23 protein-coding genes are annotated in these 26,729 nt (G+C 41.9%); 16 read left to right on the top strand and 7 right to left on the bottom strand.

The annotated features are described in order from the left end of the window. The first annotated feature begins 14 nt into the window (after positions 1 to 14). Positions 15 to 1,046, top strand: coding sequence for a uroporphyrinogen decarboxylase (gene hemE, locus CGB83_RS13645; RefSeq protein WP_100076294.1), 1,032 nt, complete (start codon positions 15 to 17; stop codon positions 1,044 to 1,046). Between the two features lie 142 nt (positions 1,047 to 1,188). Here hemE and CGB83_RS13640 read toward each other — a convergent pair whose 3' ends face one another. Continuing rightward, a complete protein-coding gene (locus tag CGB83_RS13640; protein WP_100076293.1) occupies positions 1,189 to 1,572 on the bottom strand; it encodes a helix-turn-helix domain-containing protein in 384 nt (127 codons plus the stop codon). A gap of 164 nt (positions 1,573 to 1,736) precedes the next feature. Here CGB83_RS13640 and CGB83_RS13635 point away from each other — a divergent pair, with 164 nt between their 5' ends. From CGB83_RS13635 to CGB83_RS13620, 4 genes are read left to right on the top strand one after another with little or no spacing between them, the layout of a single operon-like run. Continuing rightward, positions 1,737 to 2,084 carry a hypothetical protein gene (locus tag CGB83_RS13635; protein WP_157761426.1) on the top strand — a complete coding sequence of 116 codons (348 nt, stop codon included), beginning with the start codon at positions 1,737 to 1,739 and terminating at the stop codon, positions 2,082 to 2,084. Between the two features lie 60 nt (positions 2,085 to 2,144). Further along, on the top strand, positions 2,145 to 3,029 hold the full coding sequence (locus tag CGB83_RS13630; RefSeq protein WP_172954707.1) for a hypothetical protein: 885 nt from the start codon (positions 2,145 to 2,147) through the stop codon (positions 3,027 to 3,029). Positions 3,030 to 3,046: 17 nt separating this feature from the next. Beyond that, positions 3,047 to 3,595, top strand: a complete 549-nt coding sequence (locus CGB83_RS13625) for a DUF6705 family protein (RefSeq protein WP_100076290.1) — start codon at positions 3,047 to 3,049, stop codon at positions 3,593 to 3,595. Between the two features lie 32 nt (positions 3,596 to 3,627). Next, the gene (locus tag CGB83_RS13620) at positions 3,628 to 4,188 is read left to right on the top strand and encodes a DUF6705 family protein (protein ID WP_157761424.1); all 561 of its coding nucleotides are present in this window, start codon (positions 3,628 to 3,630) and stop codon (positions 4,186 to 4,188) included. Between the two features lie 111 nt (positions 4,189 to 4,299). Here the strand turns inward: CGB83_RS13620 and CGB83_RS13615 are convergent, their stop codons facing one another. The 5 genes from CGB83_RS13615 to CGB83_RS13595 form a co-directional block, all read right to left on the bottom strand. Further along, positions 4,300 to 5,520: a cysteine desulfurase gene (locus tag CGB83_RS13615; RefSeq protein WP_100076288.1), complete on the bottom strand. Its 1,221-nt coding sequence runs from the start codon at positions 5,518 to 5,520 to the stop codon at positions 4,300 to 4,302. A gap of 238 nt (positions 5,521 to 5,758) precedes the next feature. After that, complete coding sequence (locus CGB83_RS13610) at positions 5,759 to 6,403, bottom strand: 50S ribosomal protein L25/general stress protein Ctc (protein ID WP_100076287.1); 645 nt, start codon at positions 6,401 to 6,403, stop codon at positions 5,759 to 5,761. A 55-nt stretch (positions 6,404 to 6,458) separates the two neighbouring features. After that, positions 6,459 to 7,397, bottom strand: coding sequence for a ribose-phosphate pyrophosphokinase (locus tag CGB83_RS13605; protein ID WP_100076286.1), 939 nt, complete (start codon positions 7,395 to 7,397; stop codon positions 6,459 to 6,461). A gap of 84 nt (positions 7,398 to 7,481) precedes the next feature. After that, positions 7,482 to 9,044, bottom strand: coding sequence for an SGNH/GDSL hydrolase family protein (locus CGB83_RS13600; RefSeq protein ID WP_100076285.1), 1,563 nt, complete (start codon positions 9,042 to 9,044; stop codon positions 7,482 to 7,484). Between the two features lie 9 nt (positions 9,045 to 9,053). Further along, the gene (locus CGB83_RS13595) at positions 9,054 to 10,289 is read right to left on the bottom strand and encodes an OmpP1/FadL family transporter (RefSeq protein WP_100076284.1); all 1,236 of its coding nucleotides are present in this window, start codon (positions 10,287 to 10,289) and stop codon (positions 9,054 to 9,056) included. Between the two features lie 273 nt (positions 10,290 to 10,562). Between CGB83_RS13595 and CGB83_RS13590 the strand changes: the two genes are divergently transcribed. The 6 genes from CGB83_RS13590 to CGB83_RS13565 all read left to right on the top strand — a co-directional run bounded on the left by CGB83_RS13590 (position 10,563) and on the right by CGB83_RS13565 (position 18,872). Beyond that, entirely contained in the window at positions 10,563 to 11,909 is a 1,347-nt protein-coding gene (locus tag CGB83_RS13590; protein ID WP_100076283.1) for a PSP1 domain-containing protein, read from the top strand. After that, positions 11,902 to 12,363 carry a gliding motility lipoprotein GldH gene (locus CGB83_RS13585; RefSeq protein ID WP_100076282.1) on the top strand — a complete coding sequence of 154 codons (462 nt, stop codon included), beginning with the start codon at positions 11,902 to 11,904 and terminating at the stop codon, positions 12,361 to 12,363. Before CGB83_RS13590 ends, CGB83_RS13585 begins: the two co-directional genes overlap by 8 nt. 6 nt (positions 12,364 to 12,369) lie before the next feature. Beyond that, complete coding sequence (locus CGB83_RS13580) at positions 12,370 to 14,745, top strand: penicillin-binding protein 1A (RefSeq protein WP_100076281.1); 2,376 nt, start codon at positions 12,370 to 12,372, stop codon at positions 14,743 to 14,745. A gap of 70 nt (positions 14,746 to 14,815) precedes the next feature. Further along, the gene (locus tag CGB83_RS13575; protein ID WP_100076280.1) at positions 14,816 to 16,363 is read left to right on the top strand and encodes a protein adenylyltransferase SelO; all 1,548 of its coding nucleotides are present in this window, start codon (positions 14,816 to 14,818) and stop codon (positions 16,361 to 16,363) included. A 75-nt stretch (positions 16,364 to 16,438) separates the two neighbouring features. Further along, entirely contained in the window at positions 16,439 to 17,401 is a 963-nt protein-coding gene (locus CGB83_RS13570; protein ID WP_100076279.1) for a T9SS-dependent choice-of-anchor J family protein, read from the top strand. Positions 17,402 to 17,594: 193 nt separating this feature from the next. After that, positions 17,595 to 18,872 carry a DUF6080 domain-containing protein gene (locus CGB83_RS13565; RefSeq protein WP_228419931.1) on the top strand — a complete coding sequence of 426 codons (1,278 nt, stop codon included), beginning with the start codon at positions 17,595 to 17,597 and terminating at the stop codon, positions 18,870 to 18,872. A gap of 60 nt (positions 18,873 to 18,932) precedes the next feature. On the opposite strand, the gene CGB83_RS13560 is transcribed toward CGB83_RS13565, so the two are convergent. Continuing rightward, positions 18,933 to 19,472 carry an SPOR domain-containing protein gene (locus tag CGB83_RS13560; RefSeq protein ID WP_100076277.1) on the bottom strand — a complete coding sequence of 180 codons (540 nt, stop codon included), beginning with the start codon at positions 19,470 to 19,472 and terminating at the stop codon, positions 18,933 to 18,935. A 185-nt stretch (positions 19,473 to 19,657) separates the two neighbouring features. Here CGB83_RS13560 and CGB83_RS13555 point away from each other — a divergent pair, with 185 nt between their 5' ends. Genes CGB83_RS13555 through CGB83_RS13535 form a run of 5 tightly spaced genes read left to right on the top strand, consistent with a single transcriptional unit; the run spans position 19,658 to position 26,723 of the window. Then, the gene (locus CGB83_RS13555; protein ID WP_100076276.1) at positions 19,658 to 21,025 is read left to right on the top strand and encodes a c-type cytochrome; all 1,368 of its coding nucleotides are present in this window, start codon (positions 19,658 to 19,660) and stop codon (positions 21,023 to 21,025) included. 22 nt (positions 21,026 to 21,047) lie between these two features. Then, positions 21,048 to 24,110, top strand: a complete 3,063-nt coding sequence (locus tag CGB83_RS13550; protein WP_100076275.1) for a TAT-variant-translocated molybdopterin oxidoreductase — start codon at positions 21,048 to 21,050, stop codon at positions 24,108 to 24,110. 25 nt (positions 24,111 to 24,135) lie between these two features. Beyond that, positions 24,136 to 25,533, top strand: a complete 1,398-nt coding sequence (nrfD, locus tag CGB83_RS13545) for an NrfD/PsrC family molybdoenzyme membrane anchor subunit (protein WP_100076274.1) — start codon at positions 24,136 to 24,138, stop codon at positions 25,531 to 25,533. Next, the gene (locus tag CGB83_RS13540; protein WP_100076273.1) at positions 25,520 to 26,041 is read left to right on the top strand and encodes a DUF3341 domain-containing protein; all 522 of its coding nucleotides are present in this window, start codon (positions 25,520 to 25,522) and stop codon (positions 26,039 to 26,041) included. The genes nrfD and CGB83_RS13540 overlap by 14 nt, the downstream gene beginning before the upstream one ends. Then, complete coding sequence (locus tag CGB83_RS13535; RefSeq protein WP_100076272.1) at positions 26,034 to 26,723, top strand: c-type cytochrome; 690 nt, start codon at positions 26,034 to 26,036, stop codon at positions 26,721 to 26,723. Before CGB83_RS13540 ends, CGB83_RS13535 begins: the two co-directional genes overlap by 8 nt. Positions 26,724 to 26,729: the final 6 nt, after the last annotated feature.

The following is a 26,729-nucleotide window of genomic DNA, read 5'->3' as shown; positions in this document are numbered from 1 at the left end:
AGCAAAGATCAATTATGATTAAAAACGATTTATATTTAAAAGCACTTCGCGGAGAAACCGTGGAAAGGCCTCCCGTATGGATGATGAGACAGGCCGGAAGGTATCTGCCTGAATTCATTGCCTTACGCGACCAGTATGACTTTTTCACCCGGTGCCAGACTCCGGAACTGGCTGCGGAAATTACCGTTCAGCCTATCCGCAGGTTTCCTCTGGATGCTGCGATCCTGTTTTCGGATATCCTGGTGGTTCCCCAGGCGATGGGCATCGACTTCAAAATGAAAGAATCTGTGGGTCCATGGCTTGAAGATCCGATCCGGACCGCAGAACAGGTCCGTAATATTGAAGTTCCTAATGTAAATGATACATTAGGATACGTTTTTGATGCAATTGAACTTACGCTTCACAAACTGGACCATGAAATCCCGTTGATCGGTTTTGCCGGCTCTCCATGGACCATCTTATGCTATTGCGTGGAAGGAAAGGGCAGCAAGGCATTTGATATTGCCAAATCGTTCTGTTTCCAGCAGCCTGAAGCAGCCCACCTGTTGCTCCAGAAAATTACGGATACCACGATTGCTTACCTTAAAAGGAAAGTAGAAAAAGGCGTTTCCGCAGTACAGGTGTTCGATTCCTGGGGCGGCATGCTTTCCCCGGCAGATTACCAGGAATTTTCATGGCAGTACATCAACCAGATCGTTGAAGCCCTGAGTCCGCTTACCCACGTAGTGGTGTTCGGGAAAGGATGCTGGTTTGCGCTAGAGGACATGACAAAGTCCAAAGCTTCCGCTTTAGGAGTAGACTGGACAATCACGCCGGAAAACGCCAGGAAGCTGACCCATAACTCAATCACCCTTCAGGGCAACTTTGATCCTGCAAGGCTGCACTCCAATCCTGAAACCATCAGGAAAATGGTTCATGAAATGATCAGCCGTTTCGGGAAAGACCGTTACATAGCAAATTTAGGTCACGGCATCTTACCGAATATTCCTGTTGAAAATGCAGAAGCATTTATCAGAGCGGTGGTAGAGTGGAAACCGAATGTATAGCATAATATCACACAGGTTAAAATAGTAAGAAGCCCTTTCATGACTCATGAAAGGGCTTCTATATAATAGGTCTGTATTTCTAGAATTTATCTGCCTTATATAATTAGGTTTATATTATCAGAATACTTTGATCACGAGTTTTTTATTGTTTACTGCTTTCTGATTTGCTTTTCCAGTAATCTACCTGATCTTTGAGCTCTTTTATACGTTCTTCATATTGTTCAAGTAACTTTTCGGACAAGGAATTAATTGTATTAATAGTCCCTACAAATTGAAAAGCCATTCCGCCTTTCTGATCTGTATTTTCCTGCTCTAAATTATTGGTTTCATCTGTCAGAAAACTTTCCGGTTTCACTTCCAGGATTTCACTCAGGCGTTCGATATGGGCTGCCCACGAATAGCTTTCTCCGTTTTCTATGCGAGCATAGGCAGATTGGGAAATATGGAGCCGGTCTGCCATATCCTCCTGGGAAAAGCCTTTTGCTTTCCTTAGCTTTCTTATTTTCTCGGCAACAGAATTTGTCATGGAATCTTGTATTAATGAACAAATATAAAAATATTTTCCTTATCTCCTTTACCCGCATTCCGGGTAAACTTATGCAAAAAGAGATTTTTATGCTGCATCATTTTTTCACACTTTTGTAGAGTAAGAAAAATTATTTATATTTAACCTATTAAAAACTAATGCTTATGATGCGAAAATTAATTTCGTGGCTGTCCTTTACGATGGCTTTCTGTCTCCTGCTTTCCTGTGTCCATGATGAAATCTATACGGCTTCCGATCCGGCGTCTAAGGAATACCATTCCAAAAGCCTCTGGAAAGAAGATGAGAAGTATATTAAAAATGTCATGAAAATCTACTCAGAACACCATGAAGAAATAAAGAAGGGAGCCGGTGAACCGATGTGGGACTATGCGATGACCATGGACCGCTTTGATGAAAGTTTCCTGATGGTTCCGGTGGCTGAGCATGGAAAAGTTGTAGCGGTACTGAATGTGCCGAGGAAAGGACAGAGGGTTTATTTTACCTATACCTAGGTACAGAATGATATGGAATTCTTTCAGAACCTGATTTCCTCCAGGCCCAAAAGGGCAGAGATGACCCTAATGGATAATACAGCGGGAAAGTTAGTGTGTACAACCAAGACCATTTCAATGTTTTACCCGGATAATGAAAGTGATCCTGATGGTCCCGGGCATTGGGAATCGCATCATGTGACGGAATGCAAGAGCCAGCAGTTGGAGAGCTGTGTCGGTGAAGTACTTCCTGACGGAACATGCCTGGGAGGAGGAGGGAATGATCCGGGCTATCCCTACCCCGGAGGAGTGGGCGAAGATCCGCAGCCGGAACCGGAAGATCCCTGCGATAAGCTGAAGAGCCAAACCCAGAACCAGGCTTTCAAGAATAAGGTTTCTGAGCTTGATAAAGACGGCGTTTTCAGTAAAGACAACGAAACCGGATTTGCTGTTGCTTATGGGTCTACAATAAAATATGAAGCTTTAACCATCGCCAATAATGATGCGCTAAAGCTTCCTCCAGGAAATAAATATTTTGGCTATATACATACCCATCAAAATAAAGAGGGAGCGGTCAAGATTTTTTCTCCGGCAGATGTATTTCAGTTTTTATATACCTGCGTAAGAAACGCTGAAGAGAAAGGAACTATGACCGATGCTTACGGCATGGTAATTACTTCAGAGGGAAATTACATGCTTAAATACTCAGGCGATGGTAGCTATGGTGTGGGGCCAACACAGGCTAAAAAATGGCAAGCATGGTATGATACTAATTATCAGCAATTAATGGATGATAAACAATTCACACAACACAATATTGAAAAGCTATTTACAAAGTTTTTACAAGAGATAGTTAATATTGATGGATTAGAAGTATATCAGCTAGATAAAGCTACAGGAAATACAAACAAACTGCAATATGATGGGGTTAACAATCCTGTCCAATCAATACCATGCCCTCAATAATCTTTAAACAATTTATTATGAAAAAACTATTTTTATTTATATTATTTAGTGCTTCGATTTCTTGCTCAGCACAAACTTATCCTTTAAGAACATTTACGGAAATTCCTGAGAATGCCTATCTGAAAGATACAAATAATGAACTTATTGCTTATGAAGGAACCTGGAAAGGAACTTGGGATAACAAAACTATCTACATAACATTCAAAAGAATTACTAATAAGTATAATGAAAACTTAAAATATTATAAAGACTATTTAATAGCAAAATTTAAAGTTTTAGATCCTAATGGCAATATACTTTTCAACAACACAACCTTAACTGACGAAAATGCTAAAGTATGGGGAGGGAAATTCAGAAAAGAAGACGACAAATATTCCTTGATTTACAATGATGAAGATCTATGCAACACGTCTGGCAGTATATATATAAATTTTACAGACTCGACCAAAACAAAACTGGCATGGAAATATATTCTTCATAGCAATTTTATTTCATCCGATTGCCCTTATTATAATACTGGGATACCCAATCCTTTACCAAAAGAAATTGTCTTAATTAAACAATAATGTAAACCCCTGAAATGGGGCTTTATCTGATAATGAAAAATTTATTTTTATTTATGCTATTTAGTGCGTCCATTTTCTGTAAGGCTCAAACAATATCTCTAGATGAATTATCTCAATGTGAAAATAAGCCTGACTGCCCTGATTACATATACCTTACGGATGTTAATAATAGATTAGATAAGTTTGTAGGGATCTGGAAAGGAACTTATACAGATGGCAGAACTTACGAATTTAACTTTACTAAAAAACAGAATGATTATACGTTTGGAAAATATTGGGATTTATTAAAAGGAAGACTATTAGTAAAAAATTCTAATAATCAAGAGTTAGTAAATACGCTTAACTTTTCAGATGAAAATGTTAGATTCAGTGGATTTATTTTTGATAAGAATTTGAAAAAGTATCAGATGTATTATTCAGGTAATGCAGCCTGCAATGATAAAGGCTTTGTATATCTTTCTTTCCCTGATTCTGATAATGTAAATCAAATGAAACTTGTTTTTATGCAGGATATGGATATTGTCTCTAAATGTCCGGATGGATATAAAACAGTGATTCCCGATTCCAAAGAGATTATTTTAACTAATCAATAGAACGGAATTCTATAAAAAAAATAAGCCAGCTCTCTTGAACTGGCTTCTATTGTATAGTTTAAGATTCTGATTTTAATCTTAATTTATCCGTTTAATAAAGATTTTTCAGTTCTAAGCCAGCATCCTGTGCGCCTTTTTCACGCCTTCTACCAGCAGGTCAATCTCTTCAAACGTATTGTATACGGCAAAGCTTGCCCTCACGGTTCCGGCAATATTAAAGAAACTCATGATAGGCTGGGTACAGTGATGGCCTGTCCGTACGGCAACCCCCATTTTATCGAGGATCATTCCCACATCAGAGGATATCCCGACGCCTTCCAGGTTAAATGAAACGACCCCGGTTCTTACGGCTTTTTCGGCATATACTTTCAGACCGTCCAGCTCCAGGAGCTTTCTCTGGGCATACTCCAGCAAAGCGTTCTCATGCTGCTGAATATTTTCCTGCCCCACCCGCTCCATAAAATCTACAGCCGCGCCCAGAGCGATATTTCCGCCCACATTAGGCGTTCCAGCCTCATATTTGAACGGAAGGGCTGCATAAGTGGTCCCGTCAAAAGAACAGGTGGCAATCATTTCACCTCCGCCGTGGAAAGGCGGAAGGGATTCCAGGATCTCCTGTTTTCCGTACAGGATCCCCGTACCCATCGGCGCATACATTTTGTGTCCTGAAAAAACATAAAAGTCACAGTCCAGCTTCTGAACGTCCAGCGTAAAGTGCGGAGCTGCCTGAGCGCCATCGATAACGATATAGGCACTGGTATTTTTTCTTGCCCTGGCAATGATTTCCTCTACAGGATTCACTACCCCCAGAGCATTGGAAACATGGTTAACGGAAACCACTTTTGTCCTTTCACTGAGGAGGGTATCCAGCTCATCGATCCTGAGCACTCCATTTTCATCCATAGGAATTACCCGCAGCTTAGCTCCTGTCCTTTCACACAACAACTGCCATGGAACGATGTTCGAATGGTGCTCAAGATAAGAGATAACTATTTCATCATCTTTCTTCAGCTTTTGGGTAAGTATATAAGAGATAAGGTTGATGCCTTCCGTAGTCCCTTTGGTGAAAATAACCTCGAAATCATGTTTGGCATTGATGAATTTCTGTATTTTCCTTCTGGACAGCTCCATTTCTTCTGTCGCCAGCTGGCTTAGGGTATGAATTCCCCGGTGCACATTGGCGTTAAGCTCTGTATAATAGGTATTCCAGACTTCCAGAACCGAATCCGGTTTCTGTGAAGTTGCAGCATTGTCCAAATAAACAAGCGGCTTACCGTTCACTTCCCGGTTAAGTATGGAAAACTGATTTCTTATTTCCTGAATGTCAAGCATTATTAAAATTTTAAATTATGTCCTTATTTAGAACACTTCAAATTTACGGCTTTTTTTCTGAAAGGGAGAATGGAGAAAGGAGCTGATTGTTGTCAGGTGATAGAAAGATTCAATGGTGGAAAGCGACGAAAGCCAGAAGGTAGGATGAATGAACTGAGAATCTGCCTTTATTGATGTTATTTAACAAAAAAACCTGCCAACGAATTGACAGGTTCTGTATTATATCATAAGATGATTCTTATTCTGCTGCAGTTTCTTCCGCTGCAGGAGCTTCTCCTTCTGCTCCGGCTACTTCTTCTTCATCCTCATCATCTTCAGCTGCTGCTCCTCCCTTCATTGCATTTCTAGACATCTTAACAGCTACAACTACTGCGTTATCAGGGTGCATGAAAGTATATCCTTCAGCCTTGATTCCTCCAATGTACAGTTTGTTACCGATTCTTAACGGGGTTACGTCAACAACGATCTCATCAGGTAAATTAGCAGGAATAGCTTTCACTTTCAGTTTTCTGAAAGACTGACGTAAAACACCACCAGCAACAACCCCTTTGGAACGTCCTGTGATTCTTACAGGAACCTCCATAATTACAGGCTTGTCTTCTGCCAGCTGATAGAAATCAGCGTGAAGGATTTTATCTGTAATCGGGTGGAACTGAATATCCTGAAGAACAGCCGGGATTGTCTGACCATCAACCTCAATAGATACCGTGTGTGCTTCAGGAGTATATACCAAACCTTTGAATGCTCTCTCTTCTGCAGAGAAGTTCAATGGCTCACCACCCCCGTAAACAACACAAGGAACTAATTCAGCATCACGTAAAGCTTTTGTAGACTTTTTGCCCACGCTTTCTCTTTTTGTACCTTGAATTGTAATAGATTTCATTTATAAAAATTTAAAAAATTGTTTCAAAATTAACTCACAAACCTGTAATAATCAATTAGATAATAAATTTACTACTGATTGATCTGTGCTCATGCACCATCTTCATTACGTCTGCAAATAATGCGGCGCAAGATAGCACTTTTATTTTAGATGACAAATTATTTTTTACAGGAATTGAGTCAGTTACAATGACTTCCATTAGTTGGGACTTCTCAATATTCTCATAGGCTTTTCCTGAAAGGACACCGTGAGTGGCCATTGCTCTTACGCTTTTTGCACCTTTTTCCATAAGGATGTCCGCCGCCTTGCACAGGGTGCCTGCCGTATCGATCATATCATCAATAAGGATCACATTTTTACCTTCCACATCACCAATAAGGAACATTTCTTCCACAACATTGGCCTTTTTTCTTTCTTTATAGGCAATAACTACGTCAGCACCCAGATGTCCGGCATAGTTTTTAGCCCTTTTCGCCCCTCCCATATCCGGAGATGCAATGGTAAGGTTTTCAATGTGCAGGTTTCGGATGTAATCTACGAAAATGGTAGAAGCATACAGATGATCCACCGGAATTTCAAAGAATCCCTGGATCTGGTCTGCGTGAAGATCCATCGTCATGATGCGGGTAGCTCCCGCAGCCGTTAAAAGATTTGCCACCAGCTTTGCTCCGATCGGAGCTCTCGGCTTATCCTTACGGTCCTGCCTTGCCAGCCCGAAATAAGGAATGACTACGGTGATGTTTTTTGCAGAAGCTCTTTTTGCAGCATCAATCATCAGCAAAAGCTCAAGAAGGTTGTCTGCCGGCGGAAAGGTAGATCCGATAAGGAAAACCCTGCCCCCTCTTACGGAATCATCCAGAACAGGTTCAAATTCCCCATCACTGAACTCCTGAAAGTTGATTTTCCCGAGGTGTTGCCCGTAATTTTCGGCAATTCTCTCTGCCAAGTCCTTGCTTGTTCTTGTACTAAATAGATAAGTTAACTGATCAGCCATTTTTACTTTTTAAAAGATTCTGCAAATTTAAAAAAAAACCACAAGAATTACTCCTGTGGCTTCTAAGTTTTTAAGAACTCGATATTATGGGAACTTCACACCTGAATATTTATTAGGATCTACCTGTGGTAAAGTAGACCTGTATTTAGAGTTGATCGACTTGATAAATTCATTGGCGATAATCGCATATCCTCTGCCGGTAAGGTGGATCCCATCCAGTGAGAACGCTCCTCCGCTTACGAATTTAGCGGTATATTTCACACCATCATAAGTGATCCCGGATTTTCCGTTAAGCTCCACCATTTTGGCATTTGAATCCACAAAGGCTAGTCCGTAAGTATCAGCCATGGTTCGGATAGAGGCATTATAAGCATCTGTTGCTGTTTTTACATACCCTGCTTCTGTCTTTGTTAAGACATGCTGGTTCTGCAGCGGATACGAAATCCCGTAAACATTGATCGCAGCAGGTGCTCCCGGAGCTGTAGTCCCGATGACAGAACTTGTAGTAAGAAGAAGATAATCTTCTGCTGTTGCCTGCCTTGCCTGTCCGTAGATCTGTCCGAAAGCGGTTGCGGTAGCCAATCCCAGGGAAGGCGTCAGAGCAGCTGTCAGCTGAGCGGAAAGATCCTGAAGGGAATTATCTTTAATCAAAACCGGGTTTGCGGAGGTAGAAGAAAGAAGATTGATCCTTCCTCCGGCTCCGAAAGCAGTCAGTGCCTGCTTCAGCGGGCCATAAAGGCCGGTATTCAGCGCAGTGATATTAGAACCCAGTACTGCCGGGGTAAGCGGATTGTACGGTACTGTAGTAAAATATGGAATTGACGTTACGTAAGGAACATTGGCAATAACCCCTTTTGTAGTCCCTACACTTTTAAGGCCATCAAGAACCGCTTTAATGGAACCTGCCACTACATTCGGATCTGATATATCATTAGATTTATACAATGCCGGACTCGTTCCTGTTCCTGTCTGTACCGTTGCAGCAGTATACGTGGTTACACCTCCTGTTGTCTGAGAGTTCGTTCCTCCGTTGATGGCGTAAAAAAGAACATCGTTATTCCCTATCCAAAGTGAAAAGAACGTAGGAGTCTGAGCCATTGCATCTGCCAGAACAGATGTGGTGGAAGAAGAAGCGAACCTGACGAAGTAAGGATTGGCTGTTCCCGTAGCAAGACCGGCAAGGCTGCCGTATCCCGGTGCTACCAGATGATAAGATTTTGCTCCTGGTACACCCATATTCTGATAAGGTCTTCCGGAAGATACATTATCTAATGCTGCTCCCGCCGCACTTGGAACCGGCGTAAGGCTTCCGTTGACCAACTGAAGGGTAAGTTTCCCACCGAATCCGGGCAGGCCTGTAAAACCTCCGATATTATTCGGCATCAAAGGCTGCTTGAAGTCTCCGCCGCCTGCAAGTTTCATCTGTGCAGAGATCATCGACGGATAAGATTCATTCTGTCCGTCAGAATATAATGCACCGTCCCTGTACCCTGAAGTGAGGGAATTTCCAAGGGCGACATAGGTTTTGAAACTGGCATCCCCGCTGGTTACGGCAACATCCTTCACATCGGTATCAAAATCATTCTCGCAGTTTGTTGTAAAAAGAAGTGCTGAGACAGCTATTGTAGAAATTATAATTTTTTTCATAGTCTTCAATTAAAAAGGATTATAAGATAAACCTAACCCTGCGTAGAACGCAGTTGCTTTAGCCTGACCATACAGACCGATAGTAGAATTTTTAACATCTCTGGCCTGAGGCATGGCATATCCTCCGGAAACATCGATTCCGAACTGTTTTACCTTGAAACCTACCCCGCCTGTTACCACATATGTGTTGAAAGAAGGTGTTTCAGGAATGAAATGATCATCCGTATAAGGTGACTCATCATAATATGCTCCCAGACGACCGTAGATCATATCGGTGAATGCATATTGGGTACCCAGTCTGAACGTTTTGGAATTCCTGAAGTTTTTAGGCGCTACCAGAACCGTAGGGTCAGCCTGGTTTCCTACCGGCGCTTTGTCAAAATCAAGCGTCAGCTTGGAATACCTTTCCCAACCATGGTAATTAAAGTCAGCAGATACCAACCATTTCGGGGTAACTTTATAAGTAAGACCTATCGTATATTCTTCTACTAAAGGCAGTGTAGCTGTAAAACGGTCCTGTCCCGACTGGTCCAGGCCTAAAAGAGGATAAATGGATTGTGACGGGAATCTAAATGTAGCCGTTCCATTCTTCGCTTTCATATCTACCGGCGAACGGTAAGCCACACTTACATCAAGTTTAGGATCCGGCCTGAAATAAAAACCGAAACCATATCCGTGGCCGCTTGCTTTTTCATCATTAATATTTACCTGGCCGCCAAATTGAGTCACTGCTTTATCCCAGTCTACTTTTCCTTTGGCATAAATATAACTGGCTCCGAAAGACACCCAGTCTGCCATTTTAACGGAAATCATCGGCTGGAAGTAAAAACTCTTCAGCTCAAGCTTCTGTACCAGTTCTTTTCCTTCCCAGTCGTTCGGATACTGTATGGTACTTCCGAAAGGTGTGGAGAAACTGAACCCAATGGATAATTTGTCAATCGGTTTATAAGCAACAGCAGCATAGATAGGCGTCCCGATCGGGTTATCCGTCTCTGTGCTCTGAAGCGTATTCATGTTCTGGAAAGTTACTTTATTGCCCGCAGCGAAACCTCCTGCAGCAATACTCAGTCTGGCTGGGATGAAAGACATCCCGGCAGGATTAAAGAATGCAACACTCGCATCCTCGGCGTGGGCACTGGTATGAGCCATAGCCAATTGCTTTACGCCCTGCAGAGATACCCTGAAGCCTCCCGCGTAAGACATAACACCCGCCAACAAAGCCGTTGATATTATTAATTTTTTCATAGACTATTATTATATAAAGTCAAATATAAAATTATTTTGCGTACGACTGTTAATCTTTCTTAATTTTTTAAACGATAAGCACCAATAAAACTATGTTTAAAATAACATCTCTGAATTACCATTTGCAACGTATTACTATTCAAAACTTTAAAAAATAAAATGATCTGACTCAGATTATATGTTTAACATTAAACATTTATCAGAGTGAATATTTGAGTTTTTTCAGGAGATAAAATAAATTATCCTAAATTTGCAAGATTAAATATATAACATATGAGTTGTGGATGCAAAACATCCGGCGATTCTGCCCATTCATGCGGACCGAAGAAAACCGCGAGTGGCTGTGAAAATGTAAATACCTGTGGTAATAGTTATAAATTAAGTGTTTTCGACTGGCTGTCTAACATCAACAATCCCGCTCCCAACAGATGCGATTTTGTAGAAGTTAGATTCAAGAATGATAGAAAATCGTTTTATAAAAATGTCAATAATATTCCGTTACATATAGGTAGTGTAGTCACAGTAGAATCAAGCCCCGGACATGACGTAGGCGTAGTAAGCCTTACCGGAGAATTGGTAAAGATTCAGATGAAAAAGAAAAGATTTTCAGAAGAGTCTGCGCTTAAAATATACCGACAGTCTAACCAAAAAGATATTGAAGTCTGGCAGGAAGTCAGAAAAAAAGAGGATACCGTAAAAATTGAAGCCCGAAAAATCGCTCACAGATTAGGCCTAGAAATGAAAGTTACTGATGTTGAATATCAGGGTGATGCTTCAAAGGTAACCTTCTATTATACCGCTGATAACCGTATAGATTTCAGGCAGCTGATTAAAGATTATGCTGCTGCTTTCAGGACAAAAATCGATATGAAACAGATCGGTTTCAGGCAGGAGGCGGCGAAAGTAGGCGGTATCGGATCTTGTGGAAGAGAGCTCTGCTGTTCTACCTGGCTGACGGATTTCAGGTCCGTGAATACCAATGTAGCCCGTTACCAGCAGCTCAGCATCAACCCGCAAAAGCTTGCAGGCCAATGCGGAAAGCTGAAATGCTGCCTTAATTATGAACTGGACAGTTATCTTGACGCCCTGCATGATTTCCCGCCTTCGTCCACTACCCTGGAGACCGAAAAAGGAAGAGCGTTCTGCATTAAGATCGACGTTTTCAAAAAGAAAATGTGGTTTGCTTATGTGGATAGCTCCATCGCTTGGTATGATTTCGATATCGACCTGGTGAAGAAGCTGATCTCGAAAAATAAAAGAGGTGAAAAAGCCCTTCCTCTGGAGGAGCTGAAGCAGCCTGACCCATCTTTCCAGAGCATCGATCTTATTCAGGAGAATAATGTTGACCGCTTTGAGAAAAAGAAAAGCAGGAACAGGAATAATAATAAGCCGAATAATAATAACAGCCAGCAGAATCAGGGGCAGAGGAAAAACAGGCCTGAAAGGTCTGAAAACCCTAATCCCCAGGCCGGAAACCGCCAGCCGAAGCCGCAGCAACCGCAACAGAAAGTGCAGAAAACACAGCCTGAAAGAACTGAGGTAAGCGACAGCGCAGATAAAAAACCGGCAAAGAAAAACTTCAAAAAGAAATATCCTCCAAAAAAAGACAGAAATGCGTAAAATGCTGGGATTATTACCGCTTGTCCTTTTCTTCAGCTGTCATTCCCCGGAAGGAGATGTTAAGATGAATTCCGTTGATAATAAGTGGAATAAGAAAAGTGAACAGAAATTTAATCTTGAGATTGCAGATCCGCAGAATCCTAAAAATATTATATTTGTTGTAAGAAATAACAATGATTATCCTTACAGCAATTTAAGGTTTATTGTCAATTTCACCAATCTTCAAAACAAGAAAAAGGAGACTGATACGTTGAACTATGTCCTTGCGAAACCTAATGGGAAATGGCTGGGAACAGGGTTCGGCGATACCAAGGAGACCCTTTTTCAGTATAAGCTGAACTACCGTTTTCCTTCCAAGGGAAAATATGAGATCGGCCTTATCCAGGCGATGAGGAATGATGTCCTGCCGGGAATTGAAGACGTTGGCGTAAAAATAGAAACGGCTAAACCGTAATCATACATGGAAGAAAACAAGCAAAATACGGGAAGCAGAGGAAAAACATTCCCGCTTCCTCCCAAAAAGAAAAGGGACAGCTCCTGGAAAAAATGGGCAAGACTGATCTGGGTCGGCCTTATTGCAGTAGTCTTAGGGATTTCAGGGCTTTTTTTCGCAGTTTCGCAGGGTTTCCTTGGCGAAATGCCTGATGTAAAAGAACTTGAAAACCCGGATATTTATGTAGCCTCTGAGATTTACTCCGCAGATGGTGTGCTTCTGGGTAAATTTGAGAAAGAAAAGACGCAGCCTATTGCGTATAAAGACCTCCCCCCCTATCTTATATATGCCCTTCAGGCTAAAGAGGATGAGCGGTTTAAAGAACATTCCGGGATCGACCTTCAGTCCGTGGCCAGAGCTGTGGTGTACGGAGGAGGAAGAGGCGGAGGTTCTACCATTACCCAACAGTTAGCCAAATTGCTCTTTACCGGCGCAGCATCTCAGAATAAGCTGCAGAGAGGTTTTCAGAAGCTTAAAGAATGGGTGGTTGCGGTAAGCCTCGAGAAACGATATACAAAAGAGGAAATTGTTACCTTATATTTCAACAAGTTTGATTTCCTGTATAATGCCAACGGTATCGAAATGGCATCGAAGATCTATTTCAATAAGACGACCAGCCAACTGACCTTACCAGAAGCAGCCATGTTTGTTGCCATGCTGGAAAACCCGGTAAAAAACAATCCGATGAGGAATCCGGAAAGAGCCAAGGGAAGACGGAATGTTGTACTGGAGCAGATGCTGAAAACGGGATATATCGATCAGGAAACGTATAACAAAGCAGTGGAAACTCCGATTACGCTGGATTACCATCCGATCAAAAATATCAGCGATGACTACTCTGCATATTATAAGTTTTATCTTAAAAAAGAAATCGATCAGTACCTTAAAGAATACGAAAAAGCAAACGGAAAGAAACTCAATCTTTATAAAGACGGGCTTAAAATCTATGTAACCCTTGATTCAAAAATGCAGAAATATGCGGAAGAATCGATCAAGGAGCATTTAACAGATCTTCAGAAAAGGTTTGATGCGGAACAGAGGGGCAGGAAAACCCGGCCGTTCTATTATATCAACAGCAAGCAGATCAATGACATCATGGTTCAGGCCATGAAGAGGACCGGGCGTTACAAGCAGCTGAAAGCTGCCGGAGTGTCAGAAGATTCCATCCTGATGGAATTCCATAAGCCTATCAAAACGTCACGCTTCACCTGGAACGGTGAAGAAGAGGTAGAAATGTCTCCTTGGGATTCTATCCGTTATCATAAACAGATTGCGCAGGCAGGACTGATGTCTATGGTTCCTGCAACGGGTGAGATCAAGGCCTGGGTAGGCGGTATCGACTGGCAGCATTTCCAGTATGACCATATCAAGCAGGGTAAAAGACAGGTAGGTTCAACCTTCAAGCCTTTCGTGTATGCCACAGCCATTATGAAACTGGGGATGACGCCTTGTTCGGTGGTTTCCAATGCAAGCTTCAACAAAGGGACCTATCACGTTCCGGGACGAGGAGGCATGCTTACACTTAAAGATGCACTCGCCCACTCCCAGAACCCTGTCGCACTGAGACTGGCTGAAATGGCCGGAACGCAGAGTGTGATCCAGACAGCAAGAGACCTTGGGGTTACAGAAGATATTTCCACAAGCTTACCGATGGCATTAGGTTCTTCAGACATTACCATTTATGAAATGCTCGGAGCCTACAGTACATTTGCCAATTACGGAAATTATAATAAACCTGAAATGATCTGGAGGATTGAAGATGCCAACGGAAGGATCATTAAAGAAGTAAATGTGGAACCAAAAGAAGTGATGAACCCGCTCTATGCCTATACCATGATCGAATTGATGAAAGGAGTGGCACAGTACGGTACAGCTTCCGGCGAATTAGGCAGAAAAGGGATCTCGAAAAGCATCGAGATTGCTGGTAAAACGGGAACTACCCAGAACAACTCAGACGGTTGGTTCATGGGTATAGTACCAAGGCTCGCTACCGGAACCTGGGTAGGCTGGGAAGACCGTGCCACCCACTTCCTCGGAACGGGAGAAGGGCAGGGAGCCAGAATGGCTTTACCAATCTGGGCCATCTACATGAAAAAGGTATGGGCAGACAAAAGCCTGAAGGTTTCGCCGGAAGATAAATTTGTCAAACCATCGGAATGGAAAGACGGATGTTCTGACCTGAAAGGCCTGCGTTCAGGATATGGTGATGAAGGCGGACTTCAGACCCTGGATGAGATCAGAAATCCGAAGCCGGCCGAACCGTCAAGACCTTCCTCAGATAAAAAAGAGGAAAATGTGAATGAAAACCTTAATAAAGGAGAAGACGTAGATTTTAACAAATAAAACGTCGTACATACATACTAAAGACCTTTCAGTCATATGAAAGGTCTTTTATTATTAATATATTTGAGGTATGAATACTGATCTGATCCAACAACCCTTTATAAAAAAATTCCCTGGAGATTTTTCAGGGAACCCTATGCAAAGAAATACGCCAAAAGTATTATTTGCGACCATCAGCCCGGCAGGTTTTGAAAACCCGGTACTGATTGCTTTCAATCACCAGCTTTCTGAGGAGATAGGCCTGGGAAAATTTGAAAATAAAGACCTTAATTTTCTGGCAGCGACAAAACTTCCCCAAAACATACATACCTATGCTACAGCATATGCCGGACATCAGTTCGGTAACTGGGCAGGACAGCTGGGAGACGGAAGAGCCATATTGGCCGGAGAAATTACAGATTCGGAAGGCAGGAAAACGGAGCTTCAGTGGAAAGGTGCGGGAGCTACTCCCTATTCACGGCATGCAGACGGAAGAGCGGTTCTCCGGTCTTCGGTACGCGAATACCTGATGAGCGAGGCAATGTATCATCTGAATGTGCCTACAACCAGGGCCTTAAGCCTGGTTTTTACGGGTGAAGATGTGGTGCGTGATATGATGTATAACGGAAATCCACAGAAAGAAAAAGGCGCTGTTGTAATGCGTACAGCAGAGAGTTTTCTTCGGTTCGGGCATTTTGAATTGCTGTCTGCACAGAGAGAGTATACATTGCTGCAACAGCTTGCCGATTTCACCATTGAACATTATTTTCCTGAAATTACTTCTGCAGGGACTGACAAATATAAAGACTTCTTTAAAAGGATCTCCGAACGTACTGCTGACCTTATGGTGGAATGGCTACGGGTAGGCTTTGTCCATGGAGTCATGAATACCGATAATATGTCCGTTCTGGGACTCACCATTGATTATGGACCGTATTCTATGCTGGATGAATATGACCTGAATTTCACCCCCAATACCACCGACCTCCCGGGAAGAAGATATGCTTTCGGACAACAGGGACAGATTGCCCAGTGGAACTTATGGCAACTGGCTAATGCACTATTCCCGCTGATCAATGATGAAAAATTCCTGGAAGACGCCCTGAATGGCTACGGTGATTATTTCTGGGCAACCCATGACCGTATGCTGTGCAAAAAATTCGGTTTTGATACACTGATGGAAGGTGATGATGAATTTTTCACCAACTGGCAGGGACTGATGCACGAACTACAGCTTGACTATACGCTGTTTTTCAGCCGCCTCGAAAATATCGGGGGTGACTCTGTGACAGCAACACAAGAAGCCTTCGAATCTGTTTCTTATACTATGCTGAATGAGGAAAAACTTTCTAAACTCAATCATTTTTTAAGAGCATATCAGGAAAGGTTCTCCAAAAATACCATCTCACGGACAGAATCGATCAGCATGATGAAGTCTGTCAATCCAAAATTTATTTTGAGGAATTATCTTTTATATGAGTGTATTGAGGAAATCAATCAGGGTAAAACAGATCTTCTGGAAAAACTGACCATTGCCCTGGAAAATCCATATGAAGAACGTTATGCTGAACTTTGTGTTAAAAGGCCTTCAGGCTATGATGATGTTTCCGGATGTTCTATGCTTTCGTGTAGTTCGTAAACAAAAACAATAATTTTTTTAAGTTTCTATACTATAATTTAAGTTTTATTATTAATTTTAGTGAAAATTTTTATTATGAAAAGACTTATACTATCTTTAAGCTTATTGCTATCCGGTGCAGCAGCCAATGCACAGACAACTTTGCTCGACGAAGGGTTTGAAACGTACACTAATTTCGCCATTACAGGTCTTGGCAACTGGCAGACTTTAGACCTTGATGGTTTGAATACTTATACTGGTGGCGGACCAGTAGTAGGTGGCACGTCCTCTGATACCTGGAGTCCTAACTGGGCTAATGCCGGAAGTCCAATGGCTTTCCAGATTTTTAATCTCTCTGCCAGTAATGCGACCAATAACCTTACTGCAACTCCAGGGATTGATGAGGAAATAAGGAACTTCACACCCCATAGCGGACAAAAATGTGCTGTATCCTGGGCAGGAGTTCCGGCAGGAGGTGTAAGTGCAAATAATGACTGGCTAATCTCCCCTCCGGTAACATTAGGAAGCAGTTCCAATGTACTTACTCTTTGGGTAAAAGCACTTTCACCTGCGTATAATGAAAGTTACAAGATCGGGGTATATGTAGGTAATGGAACTCCTACTTCTTCAGCAAACTTTACTATTATTTCTTCACCGGCCATATCAATTGCAACATATGCGAACTGGCAACAGGTAACACGCAGTCTTGATGCTTATGCTGGACAAACGGTGAGAATTGGCATTCAATATGTATCCGCGGATAAATACATGCTGATGGTTGATGATGTAAAGATTACAGCTTCTGGTACACTAGGTACAAACGAAGCAAGCGCAAAATCAAAATCCCTAAGCATCTACCCTAATCCTGCCAAAGGAGAAGTGAATATCAAAACGGATAAAAAGATCAAGTCTTCTTCAGTACTGGATATTTCAGGAAGGACCGTAATGAGTTCAGCTACACAAAAAGTGGATGTATCTTCTCTTGCGAAAGGCACTTACATGCTTCAGGTTGAATTTGCAGACGGAACAACTTCTACAGAGAAACTGATCAAAGAATAAGTTTCTTAAGAAGTTCAAATCATATAGGCCCGCCAATTAGGCGGGTTTTTGTTTGGAGTTTAGTGATGAGCCCAGTATTCTGAATGTTTGAATATGCTTCTGAATCTATCAGTCTATTAAAAACTTATTAAGATTAAAGAAACGCAATAATTCAGAAAGGTTTTTTATTCTATTTTTGCACAAATTTCCAGAGGTGTCAAAACTCAAAACAAAATTCGTTGATTTCATAAAGCTGATTTTTCCTTCATCAGGCGCTGAATTTTTTGTATTCCTTTTTTTCCTGATATCATATGGTATTCTCGGATCTTATATAGCCCTCAATTACAGAATCATCTTTGATGACAGAATCCCCTGGGACGCCTATTTCAGTTTTGATAACCGTTCCATTGTGCTGTCCGGCGGAAGTTTTGAAAGACATCCTTTATCCTATTATTTCTTCAACTGGATGAGAATTACAGCCCTGTGGATCTCTGACGGGAAGACAGATGCTGTGTTCCGTTTAACATTAGCATGGTTCAGCAATATAGCAGTCTCATTAAGTGTCCTTCAGGTATTCAAATATCTTAAGAATATCATCCGCCTGCCTCTTGTCATGAATGTTTTGCTGACTTTGTTTTTCGGAGTCTTTTCAACTGTCCTGGTCCTGTCTTTTACTCCGGAGAATTTTACTTACACCTTATTTCTGCTGACTGCTTACAACCATTATTCTGCGCAACAGTTAAAGAACGGAAGAAAAATTTCTGCTGTTGCCATGATTACTTCGGGAATTGCCGTAGGCGGAATAACCATTACCAATATCGTAAAGGTTTTCATCCCGGTCCTGTTCGAGCAGGGATTGTTTAAAAGCTGGAAAAAGTTTGGCAATGCAGTGGTAAGGATAGCTATTACCTGCATTTGTTTTGTTGTGTTATACCTGAACAGGATCAACTTTAATTATAACAACATCTTCAATAAAACCAGCGAACAGTACGAAAAGTTTTCTAATGTTCACTCCACACCTTTATGGGACATGATCATGTCATATTTCTTCGGAGAGAATATCCTGCTTTCTAATTTTATCATTCGCGATAAGCACAATATGAAAGGATTTGAATTCAAAGGATTGATCATGGATGTGTATTCATCCTGGGTGCCTTACATTTTCATAACCGTTTTATTGTTGCTGATTTTCTGGAGCTATGTTAAAAATTTCAACAACAAAATGGTGCAGGTACTGATGATTTCTTTCCTGTTTGATATCGCCATCCATTGCCTGTTAAAATTCGGGCTGCATACAGGATACATCTACGGCGGACACTTTGTTTTTGTCTATCCCCTTCTGTTGGGATGGCTATTGTATGCTTACAGGAAATCCGCTGTCTGCCTGACCGCCCTGTTAATTGTCATGACAATTCTTTCAGTATACCTGACCTGCAATAATGTGTACCGTATGTCTGAATTTTTCTGGTTTTTAGATCGCTTTTACACATAAATAAGCGGCTGACCCGTACGGTCAGCCGCTCCTCATATATGATTTTAAAATCAACCTTTTTTATTTGGCCTCAGCACAGAAAATCCTGTATTGTACTGCAGCGGCCGATTTGAAATATTCCCTGATTCTGGAGAGATCACCGGCTGCACTCTGCTTGGTAAAATAGCTTCCTGCAAGGATTTTGTAATTCGGCCTTAATGAAGCATCGGTTTCCACTTTCAAGTTAGGGAACCTTTTTCTGAAATAGGCTTTTACCTCATTGGCTTCATCGTTACTTTTCACGGTGGTGATCTGTATTTTATATCCTAAGATCCTTGGATTCTTCCTGCAGATTTCAGCATTGGTAAGTTCCCGGCTCGGCACGTAAATCCTGGTTGGTTTTGTGAACGAACTGTCATCGTTATTATCTCTTACAGAGCTATTTCCGGCGGTCCTTGAACACTTTTCCTCAAGATTTTCCAATGCTGTATTCACTTTGGAATCCATAGTCATCACAAGTTCGGTACCGGACAACGTATCTCTTTTTACAATCTGTTGTGCATCAACAGTATAAAATCCGAACAGGGACAATACTGAAAATATTTTGATCAAATTTCTCATTTAAACTTGTTTCCGCAAATTTAGACAAATTTAAAAAACTACGCTAAATAGAGTTATTTAGAATCAATACAAATTAAAGTGAAATGATATTTTACCATTTCCTTATGCCGTTAAATTCCTGTTAAATATATTATTTTTGCGGAATTGATTGAATGTTCAATATTTACTAACATAAGATAATTTAAATGATTAGTTGGAGAAAGCATTATAAAAAAACGTTGATTGCAATAGGATTATTGTTGTCAACCAGTGCTTCAATTTACGGGCAAGACGGCGATCCTAAAAACGGCGAGAAACTTTTCAAAGCGAATTGTACTGCATGTCACGCGCTGGATAAACAAGTTGTAGGACCACCTCTTAAAGGGGTTGTAGAACGGGTGAAGACAGAAGGTGGTGTAGACAGGGATTGGCTTCACAAGTGGATCAAGAATAACAAAGAGCTTAGAGCTTCCGGAGACAAGTATGCCAATGAGATTTTTGAAAAGTACAACAAGACTGAAATGCAGGTCTTTCCTAATCTATCGGAAAAGGATATAGACGACATTTTAGCCTATACAACTAATCCTCCTGCACCGGAAACCACAAAAAAAGACGATGCAAAAGATGCATCTGCTGCCGGAACTGCTAACACAGCACCACAGAGTTCTACTACAACAAACGTGGTTATCATTTCCCTTTTAGCGATTGCAGGACTTCTAGTCTGGATCTTGTTAAAACTAAGACAATTAGTAAAACTGGGTCAGTCTGAAGAACTATCCGGACTTAACGAAACCAGAGTTCGTTCTTTCCGTGAAATCTATGAAAAGTATCATTATGTAGGTAAAGCTTTACTGGCGATCCTTGCCATTCTTGCCGCTTATGGCGTATGGAACTGGCTGATGTGGATCGGCGTTTACAAAGGGTACAAACCTGAACAGCCGATTTACTTCTCGCACAAGATTCACGCCGGAGAACAGAAAATCGACTGTCAGCTATGTCACTCCAGTGCCAAGTACGGTAAAGTATCTGAAATCCCTTCTATGAATGTTTGTATGAACTGTCACAGAACGATTTCCGAATACAATGCAGAGCATTACATGGAGCCAGGAAAAGACAAGGCATTCTATGACGGAGAGATCCAGAAGATCTACGCTGCTACAGGATGGGATTCCCAGAAACAGCAGTATACCGGAAAAACACAACCGGTGGAATGGACCAGAATCCACAATATGCCGGATTTCGTTTACTTTAACCACGCCCAGCACGTAGTAGCCGGTGAACAGGCCATCATCAATTCTTTCAACAAAAAGAATCCTGATAACAAAATCGATGTGGTATGTAAAGCCTGTCACGGTAAGATAGACACTATGAATGTTGTTCAGATGGCCAATGACTTTACCATGGGATGGTGTATTGAGTGCCACAGAACGACTGAGGTTGATATGAACAACGGTTATAATAAAGAGTACTTCAAGAATCTACACGAAAAACTGAAAAAACAATACCCTAAAGACGGTGGTAAGATTACTGTAGATGCAATTGGAGGTATTGAATGTGGTAAATGTCATTATTAATAACTAAAAATTAGAAGTATAAATGGCTTCAAACAAAATACAATTTAGAAGTATTCATGAACTTAAAGACCCGGCTTTGAACAATAAGCTGGCTCAAAAAGAGTTCCAGGAAGAAATTCCGGTAGAAGATTTTCTCGGAGATGCTGAAAAGAACGGATCTAGTACTTCAAGAAGAGACTTTTTAAAACTATTAGGGTTCTCCACTGCAGCGGTAACGCTTGCTGCATGTGAGGCTCCGGTAATCAAAACGATTCCTTATGTGGTAAAGCCGCATGATATTATCCCGGGGATTCCTAACTATTACGCTTCAACATATTTCGACGGATTTGACTTTGCCAGCGTTCTGGTAAAAACCAGAGAAGGAAGACCTATCAAGATCGAACCTAACACGGCTGCAGGAGATTTGGGTAAAACCAATGCAAGAGCTCAGGCAAGCGTTCTTTCTTTATATGACAATGATAAAGTAAAGCAGCCTAAACTGGACGGGAAAGATGAAACTTTTGACAAAGTGGACGCATTCATCCTTAAAGGTTTGGCAGAAGCCAATACAGCAGGGAAAAAGATCGTGCTTTTATCACACTCTTTCCCTTCCCCTACTTTCAAAAAGTTATTTGCTGAATTCAAGGCAAAATACCCTACTGCGGAACTGGTAACATATGATGCCTTCCCATATGCTGCTGCCTTGGATGCAGCTCAGGAAGTTTTCGGAACCAGAGCATTACCGGTATATGACCTCAGAGGAACTGAATTGGTAGTAGGTTTCCAGGCAGACTTCTTAGGAGACTACAATGCAGCAAGCCTTGAGTCTTCTTACGCAGCAGCAAGAAAGCCGGGAGCAGCCATGCTGAGACATATCCAGGTTGAATCCAATATGTCTTTAACAGGAGCCAATGCAGATTCAAGATACAGACTGAAGCCAAGTGCAGTTAATAAAACACTGGTTGAAGTTTACAATGCCATCGTAGGCGGCGGAACTTCTGATAAAACAGCGTCAGAAATTGCTAAAGAACTTCAGGCAAAAGGCAGCAAAGCAGTAGTATTTGCAGACGGATCCAAAGGAGCTCAGGTGTTAGCGCACCTGATCAACCAGAAATTAGGATCAGTAGCCTTTACAGGAAAAGCTAACTTCCTTAAGGAATTTGACAAAGCAAGATTCCAGGAATTTTTAGGATGGGTAAACGCAGGCCAGGTAGGTGTATTGATCGCCAACAACGTAGACCCGATCTACTCTTACCATAAAGGCGAGGATTTCAAAAAATCTTTATCCAAAGTTCCTTACGTAGTAGCGATTGCTGATAAGAAAAACGAAATGTACAAAGCAGCGAAAGCTGTAATTCCTGTAGCTAACTGGCTGGAATCATGGGGAGATATTGAGCCTCAGACAGGAATGTATACTTTGATGCAGCCAACCATCCAGAAGATTTACAAATCCAGACAGATTGAAGAATCTCTTCTGGTTTGGAAAAACGGACAGAACAATGCTGCCAACAATTATTACGATTACCTGAAAGCGAATGCCACTTCAGTATTAGGAGGCACTTCTTTCAATAAAGCGCTATATAACGGGTTCAATACTACAGCCAATACAACGGCTTTATCCTATTCCGGCGGAAATGCTGCTCAGGCATTGGCTGAATTGGGAGCTTTCAAGGCGTCTGACCTGGAATTGGTATTGTACACCAAAACAGCAATGGGAGACGGTACACAGGCCAACAACCCTTGGCTTCAGGAGTTACCGGATCCGTTGACCAGAATGTCGTGGGATAACTACCTGACTATTTCTCCTAAAGATGCAGAAAGGTTAGGTATTGAAAATAACCTTAACGCAAGAATGCAGCTGGACGGTTCCATCGTGAACGTTACGGTAAACGGAGTGACGGTAAAAGATGTTCCTGTATTCATTCAGCCGGGACAGGCAGAAGGCTCCGTAGGTCTTGCTTTAGGTTACGGTAAGAAAAACTCGGGAGCTACGGCAGACACCGGTGTGAATGCTTATCCTTTGTTTGACGGTTCCAACCTGGCCGTATCCAACATTAAAATAGAAAAAACAGGCGAAATGCATCCTTTCGCTGGTATCCAGCTTCAGAACACCCTGATGGGACGTTATGAAATCGCAAAAGAAGTTCCTTTGGCAGATTTCTTAAACGTAGCTTTTGATGATGAACACCACGGATGGAACAAGCCTTTGGAATACCATACCATCAGCGGAGCCCTTCCGGCAAGAAAAATTGACCTTTGGGATGCTTTTGATGATACAGACGGACCTCACTTCAATATGTCCATCGACCTGAACTCGTGTACGGGATGCGGATCATGTGTGATTGCATGTCAGGCAGAAAACAACGTTCCGGTGGTAGGTAAGGATGAGGTAAGGATGTCCAGAGATATGTACTGGTTAAGAATTGACCGTTATTATTCCGCTAAGCAGAAAGTAGAGGTTTATGAAGGTCTTAAGGAAGGAATGGCGGTGCCTGAACTGTACGGAACGGCATTCAACGGTGAAGGAGGTGCTTTGAACCACCCTGCCGAAAATCCTGATGTCATCTTCCAGCCGGTGATGTGTCAGCACTGTAACCATGCACCATGTGAAACAGTTTGTCCGGTAGCGGCAACTTCTCACGGTCAGCAGGGTCAGAACCATATGGCATACAACAGATGTATCGGTACAAGATATTGTGCGAACAACTGTCCTTATAAAGTAAGACGTTTCAACTGGTTTACCTATAACCTGAATGACAAGTTCGACTTCAATATGAACAACGATCTTGGAAGAATGGTACTTAATCCTGACGTAGTAGTAAGAACAAGAGGGGTTATGGAGAAATGCTCTCTGTGTATCCAAATGACACAGACTACCATCCTTGAAGCGAAAAAAGAAGGAAGAGTAGTAAAAGACGGAGAGTTCCAGACTGCTTGTTCAAAAGCTTGTACTACCGGATCTATTCAGTTCGGAGACATGAATGACAAAGCATCTGAAGTGAGAAAGCTATATGCTGACAACAGAAGATATTATTTACTTGAAGAGATCGGAACCAAACCAAACGTGTTCTATCATACTAAAGTAAGAAACAGAGTAGAAAAATAAAGTTTAAATAATAAATAGGTAAAAAATGTCAGGACATTACGAAGCTCCGATAAGGGAACCTCTGATTATTGGTCACAAAACTTATCACGATATCACGGAAGATATTGCACGACCTATCGAAGAAAGAGCAGGTAAATTATGGTGGATTTCATTATATGCTGCCTTGGTTCTATTCATCTACGGTTTCGGCTGTATCGCTTACACTATCGGAACAGGTATTGGAGCATGGGGACTTAACAGGACGATTAACTGGGGATGGGACATCACTAACTTCGTTTGGTGGGTAGGTATCGGTCACGCCGGGACCCTAATCTCCGCAGTATTATTATTATTTAGACAACGCTGGAGAATGTCTGTAAACCGTTCTGCGGAAGCGATGACCATCTTCGCAGTAGTACAGGCAGCCATCTTCCCGGTAATCCACATGGGTAGAGTTTGGGTAGGATATTGGGTATTCCCATTACCAAACCAGTTCGGTTCTCTTTGGGGGAACTTCAACTCTCCTCTACTTTGGGACGTATTTGCTATCTCTACCTATTTCTCTGTATCTACGGTATTCTGGTTCATGGGGCTTATCCCTGACTTTGCCATGATCCGTGACAGAGCAAAGACGCCTTGGACAAGAAAAATATATACATTCCTTGCTTTCGGGTGGGGTGGTAAAGCAAAACACTGGCAGAGATTCGAGGAATTATCTTTGGTATTGGCAGGTTTGGCTACACCACTTGTATTCTCGGTACACACCACGGTATCCTTTGACTTCGCCACTTCGGTAATCAAAGGATGGCACTCTACCATCTATCCTCCTTACTTCGTTGCGGGTGCGATCTTCTCAGGGTTCGCGATGGTACAGACCTTATTGCTTGTAGCCAGAAAAGTGTGTCACCTGGAAGAATATATTACCATGTACCATATCGAAATCATGAACATCGTAATCATCCTTACCGGTGGTATGGTAACCGTAGCGTATGCTACTGAATATTTCATCGGATGGTATTCCGGATCCAGATTTGAGGATTTCACTTACCTTTCTCCGGGAGCTGCTGTAGGACCTTACTGGTGGGCTTTCTGGTCCCTGATCATCTGTAACCTTGTTATTCCTGCTTCATTCTGGTTCAAAAAACTGAGAACGAACATTATCTGGACTTTCATTGTTGCCCTGATCATCAACATCGGGATGTGGTTTGAGCGTTTTGATATCATCGTTATCAACCTTTCCAGAGACTATTTACCAAGTTCTTGGACGATGTTTAAGCCAACAATCATTGACGTGGGTGTATATTTGGGAACAATCGGATTCTTCTCCGTATTATTCTTATTGTACGCAAGAACATTCCCTGTAATTGCACAGGCTGAATTAAAATCGATTTTGAAAATCTCAGGTGAAACTTATAAAGCAAAAGAAGGAGATGAGCACCACTAAAATTGTATACGGACTTTATGCTGACGACGACGATTTAATGAACGGCGTCAGAGCATTCAACGATAAAGGAATTAAAATCAACGAAGTGTATACTCCGTTCCCGGTTCACGGGCTGGACAAAGCTTTAGGGTTAAAGAAAACGAGAATTTCTGATGCCGCATTCCTATACGCTCTTTACGGAGTTACGATTGGTGCTACCATCACATGGTATACCATGAACCATGACTGGCCTCAGAACATCGGTGGTAAGCCGGCGTTCGACTGGGCACATAACATGCCTGCATTCGTGGTTCCGATGTTTGAATTAATGGTATTCTGTGCTGCCCACATGATGTCGCTTACCTTCCTGGTAAGAAACAAAATGTATCCGGGAGCACCTGCACAGAACCCTGATCCAAGGACTACCGATGATAAATTCATGATGGAATTCGTAACGGATGATGTGGATTCTGTAAAGCAGCTGCTGATAGAAACCGGAGTAGAAGAAATAACTGTTAAAGATGCTTAAGATGAAAAAGAATGTATTAAAAATTACAGCGATTTTAGGTTTAACAACAGTTTTACTTAATTCCTGCGGTCCGAAAGAAAATACGCCCCTGGTATATTTCCCGGATATGTATTTCCCGGTAGCCTATGACCCGTTGATGAAAGCTCAGGATGCCTATTCTGATCATGAAAATGAAATCCCTGCTTTCGTAAGAAACAATGGAGCAACAGGACTTACTCCGGTAGAAGGTACGGTTCCGCAAAATAAAGACGGTATTTTTGAAGAAGGAAAACTTCCTAAAAATGTAGATGAGTACAATGCAGGGTATGATGCTTCAAAAACCCTTACGGCTTCTCCCCTGAATCCTGCCAATGCAGCAAAAGATCTTGAAAGAGGAAAAATCCTTTTCGACCATACATGTTCTGCATGCCATGGTGTAGGAGGAGACGGGCAAGGTCCTATCGTACAGAGCGGAGCTTTCTCAGGAGTACCTAATTATGCAGACAGAGAAATTACTGTAGGATCCGTTCATTATGTAATTACGAACGGTAGAAACGCGATGGGTTCTTATGCCGGACAGCTGAACGCAGGAGACCGATGGAGAGTGGCCATGTATGTGATGAATGCATTCAAAAAGAATGCAGCAACACCGGCGGCAGCCGCTTCAGGAGCAAAAACAGATTCTACCGCAACTAAAAAATAAGACAAG

The organism is Chryseobacterium camelliae (genome assembly GCF_002770595.1).
In the GTDB taxonomy this organism is placed as follows: domain Bacteria; phylum Bacteroidota; class Bacteroidia; order Flavobacteriales; family Weeksellaceae; genus Chryseobacterium; species Chryseobacterium camelliae.
This window is presented reverse-complemented; position numbering and strand designations above follow the sequence as displayed.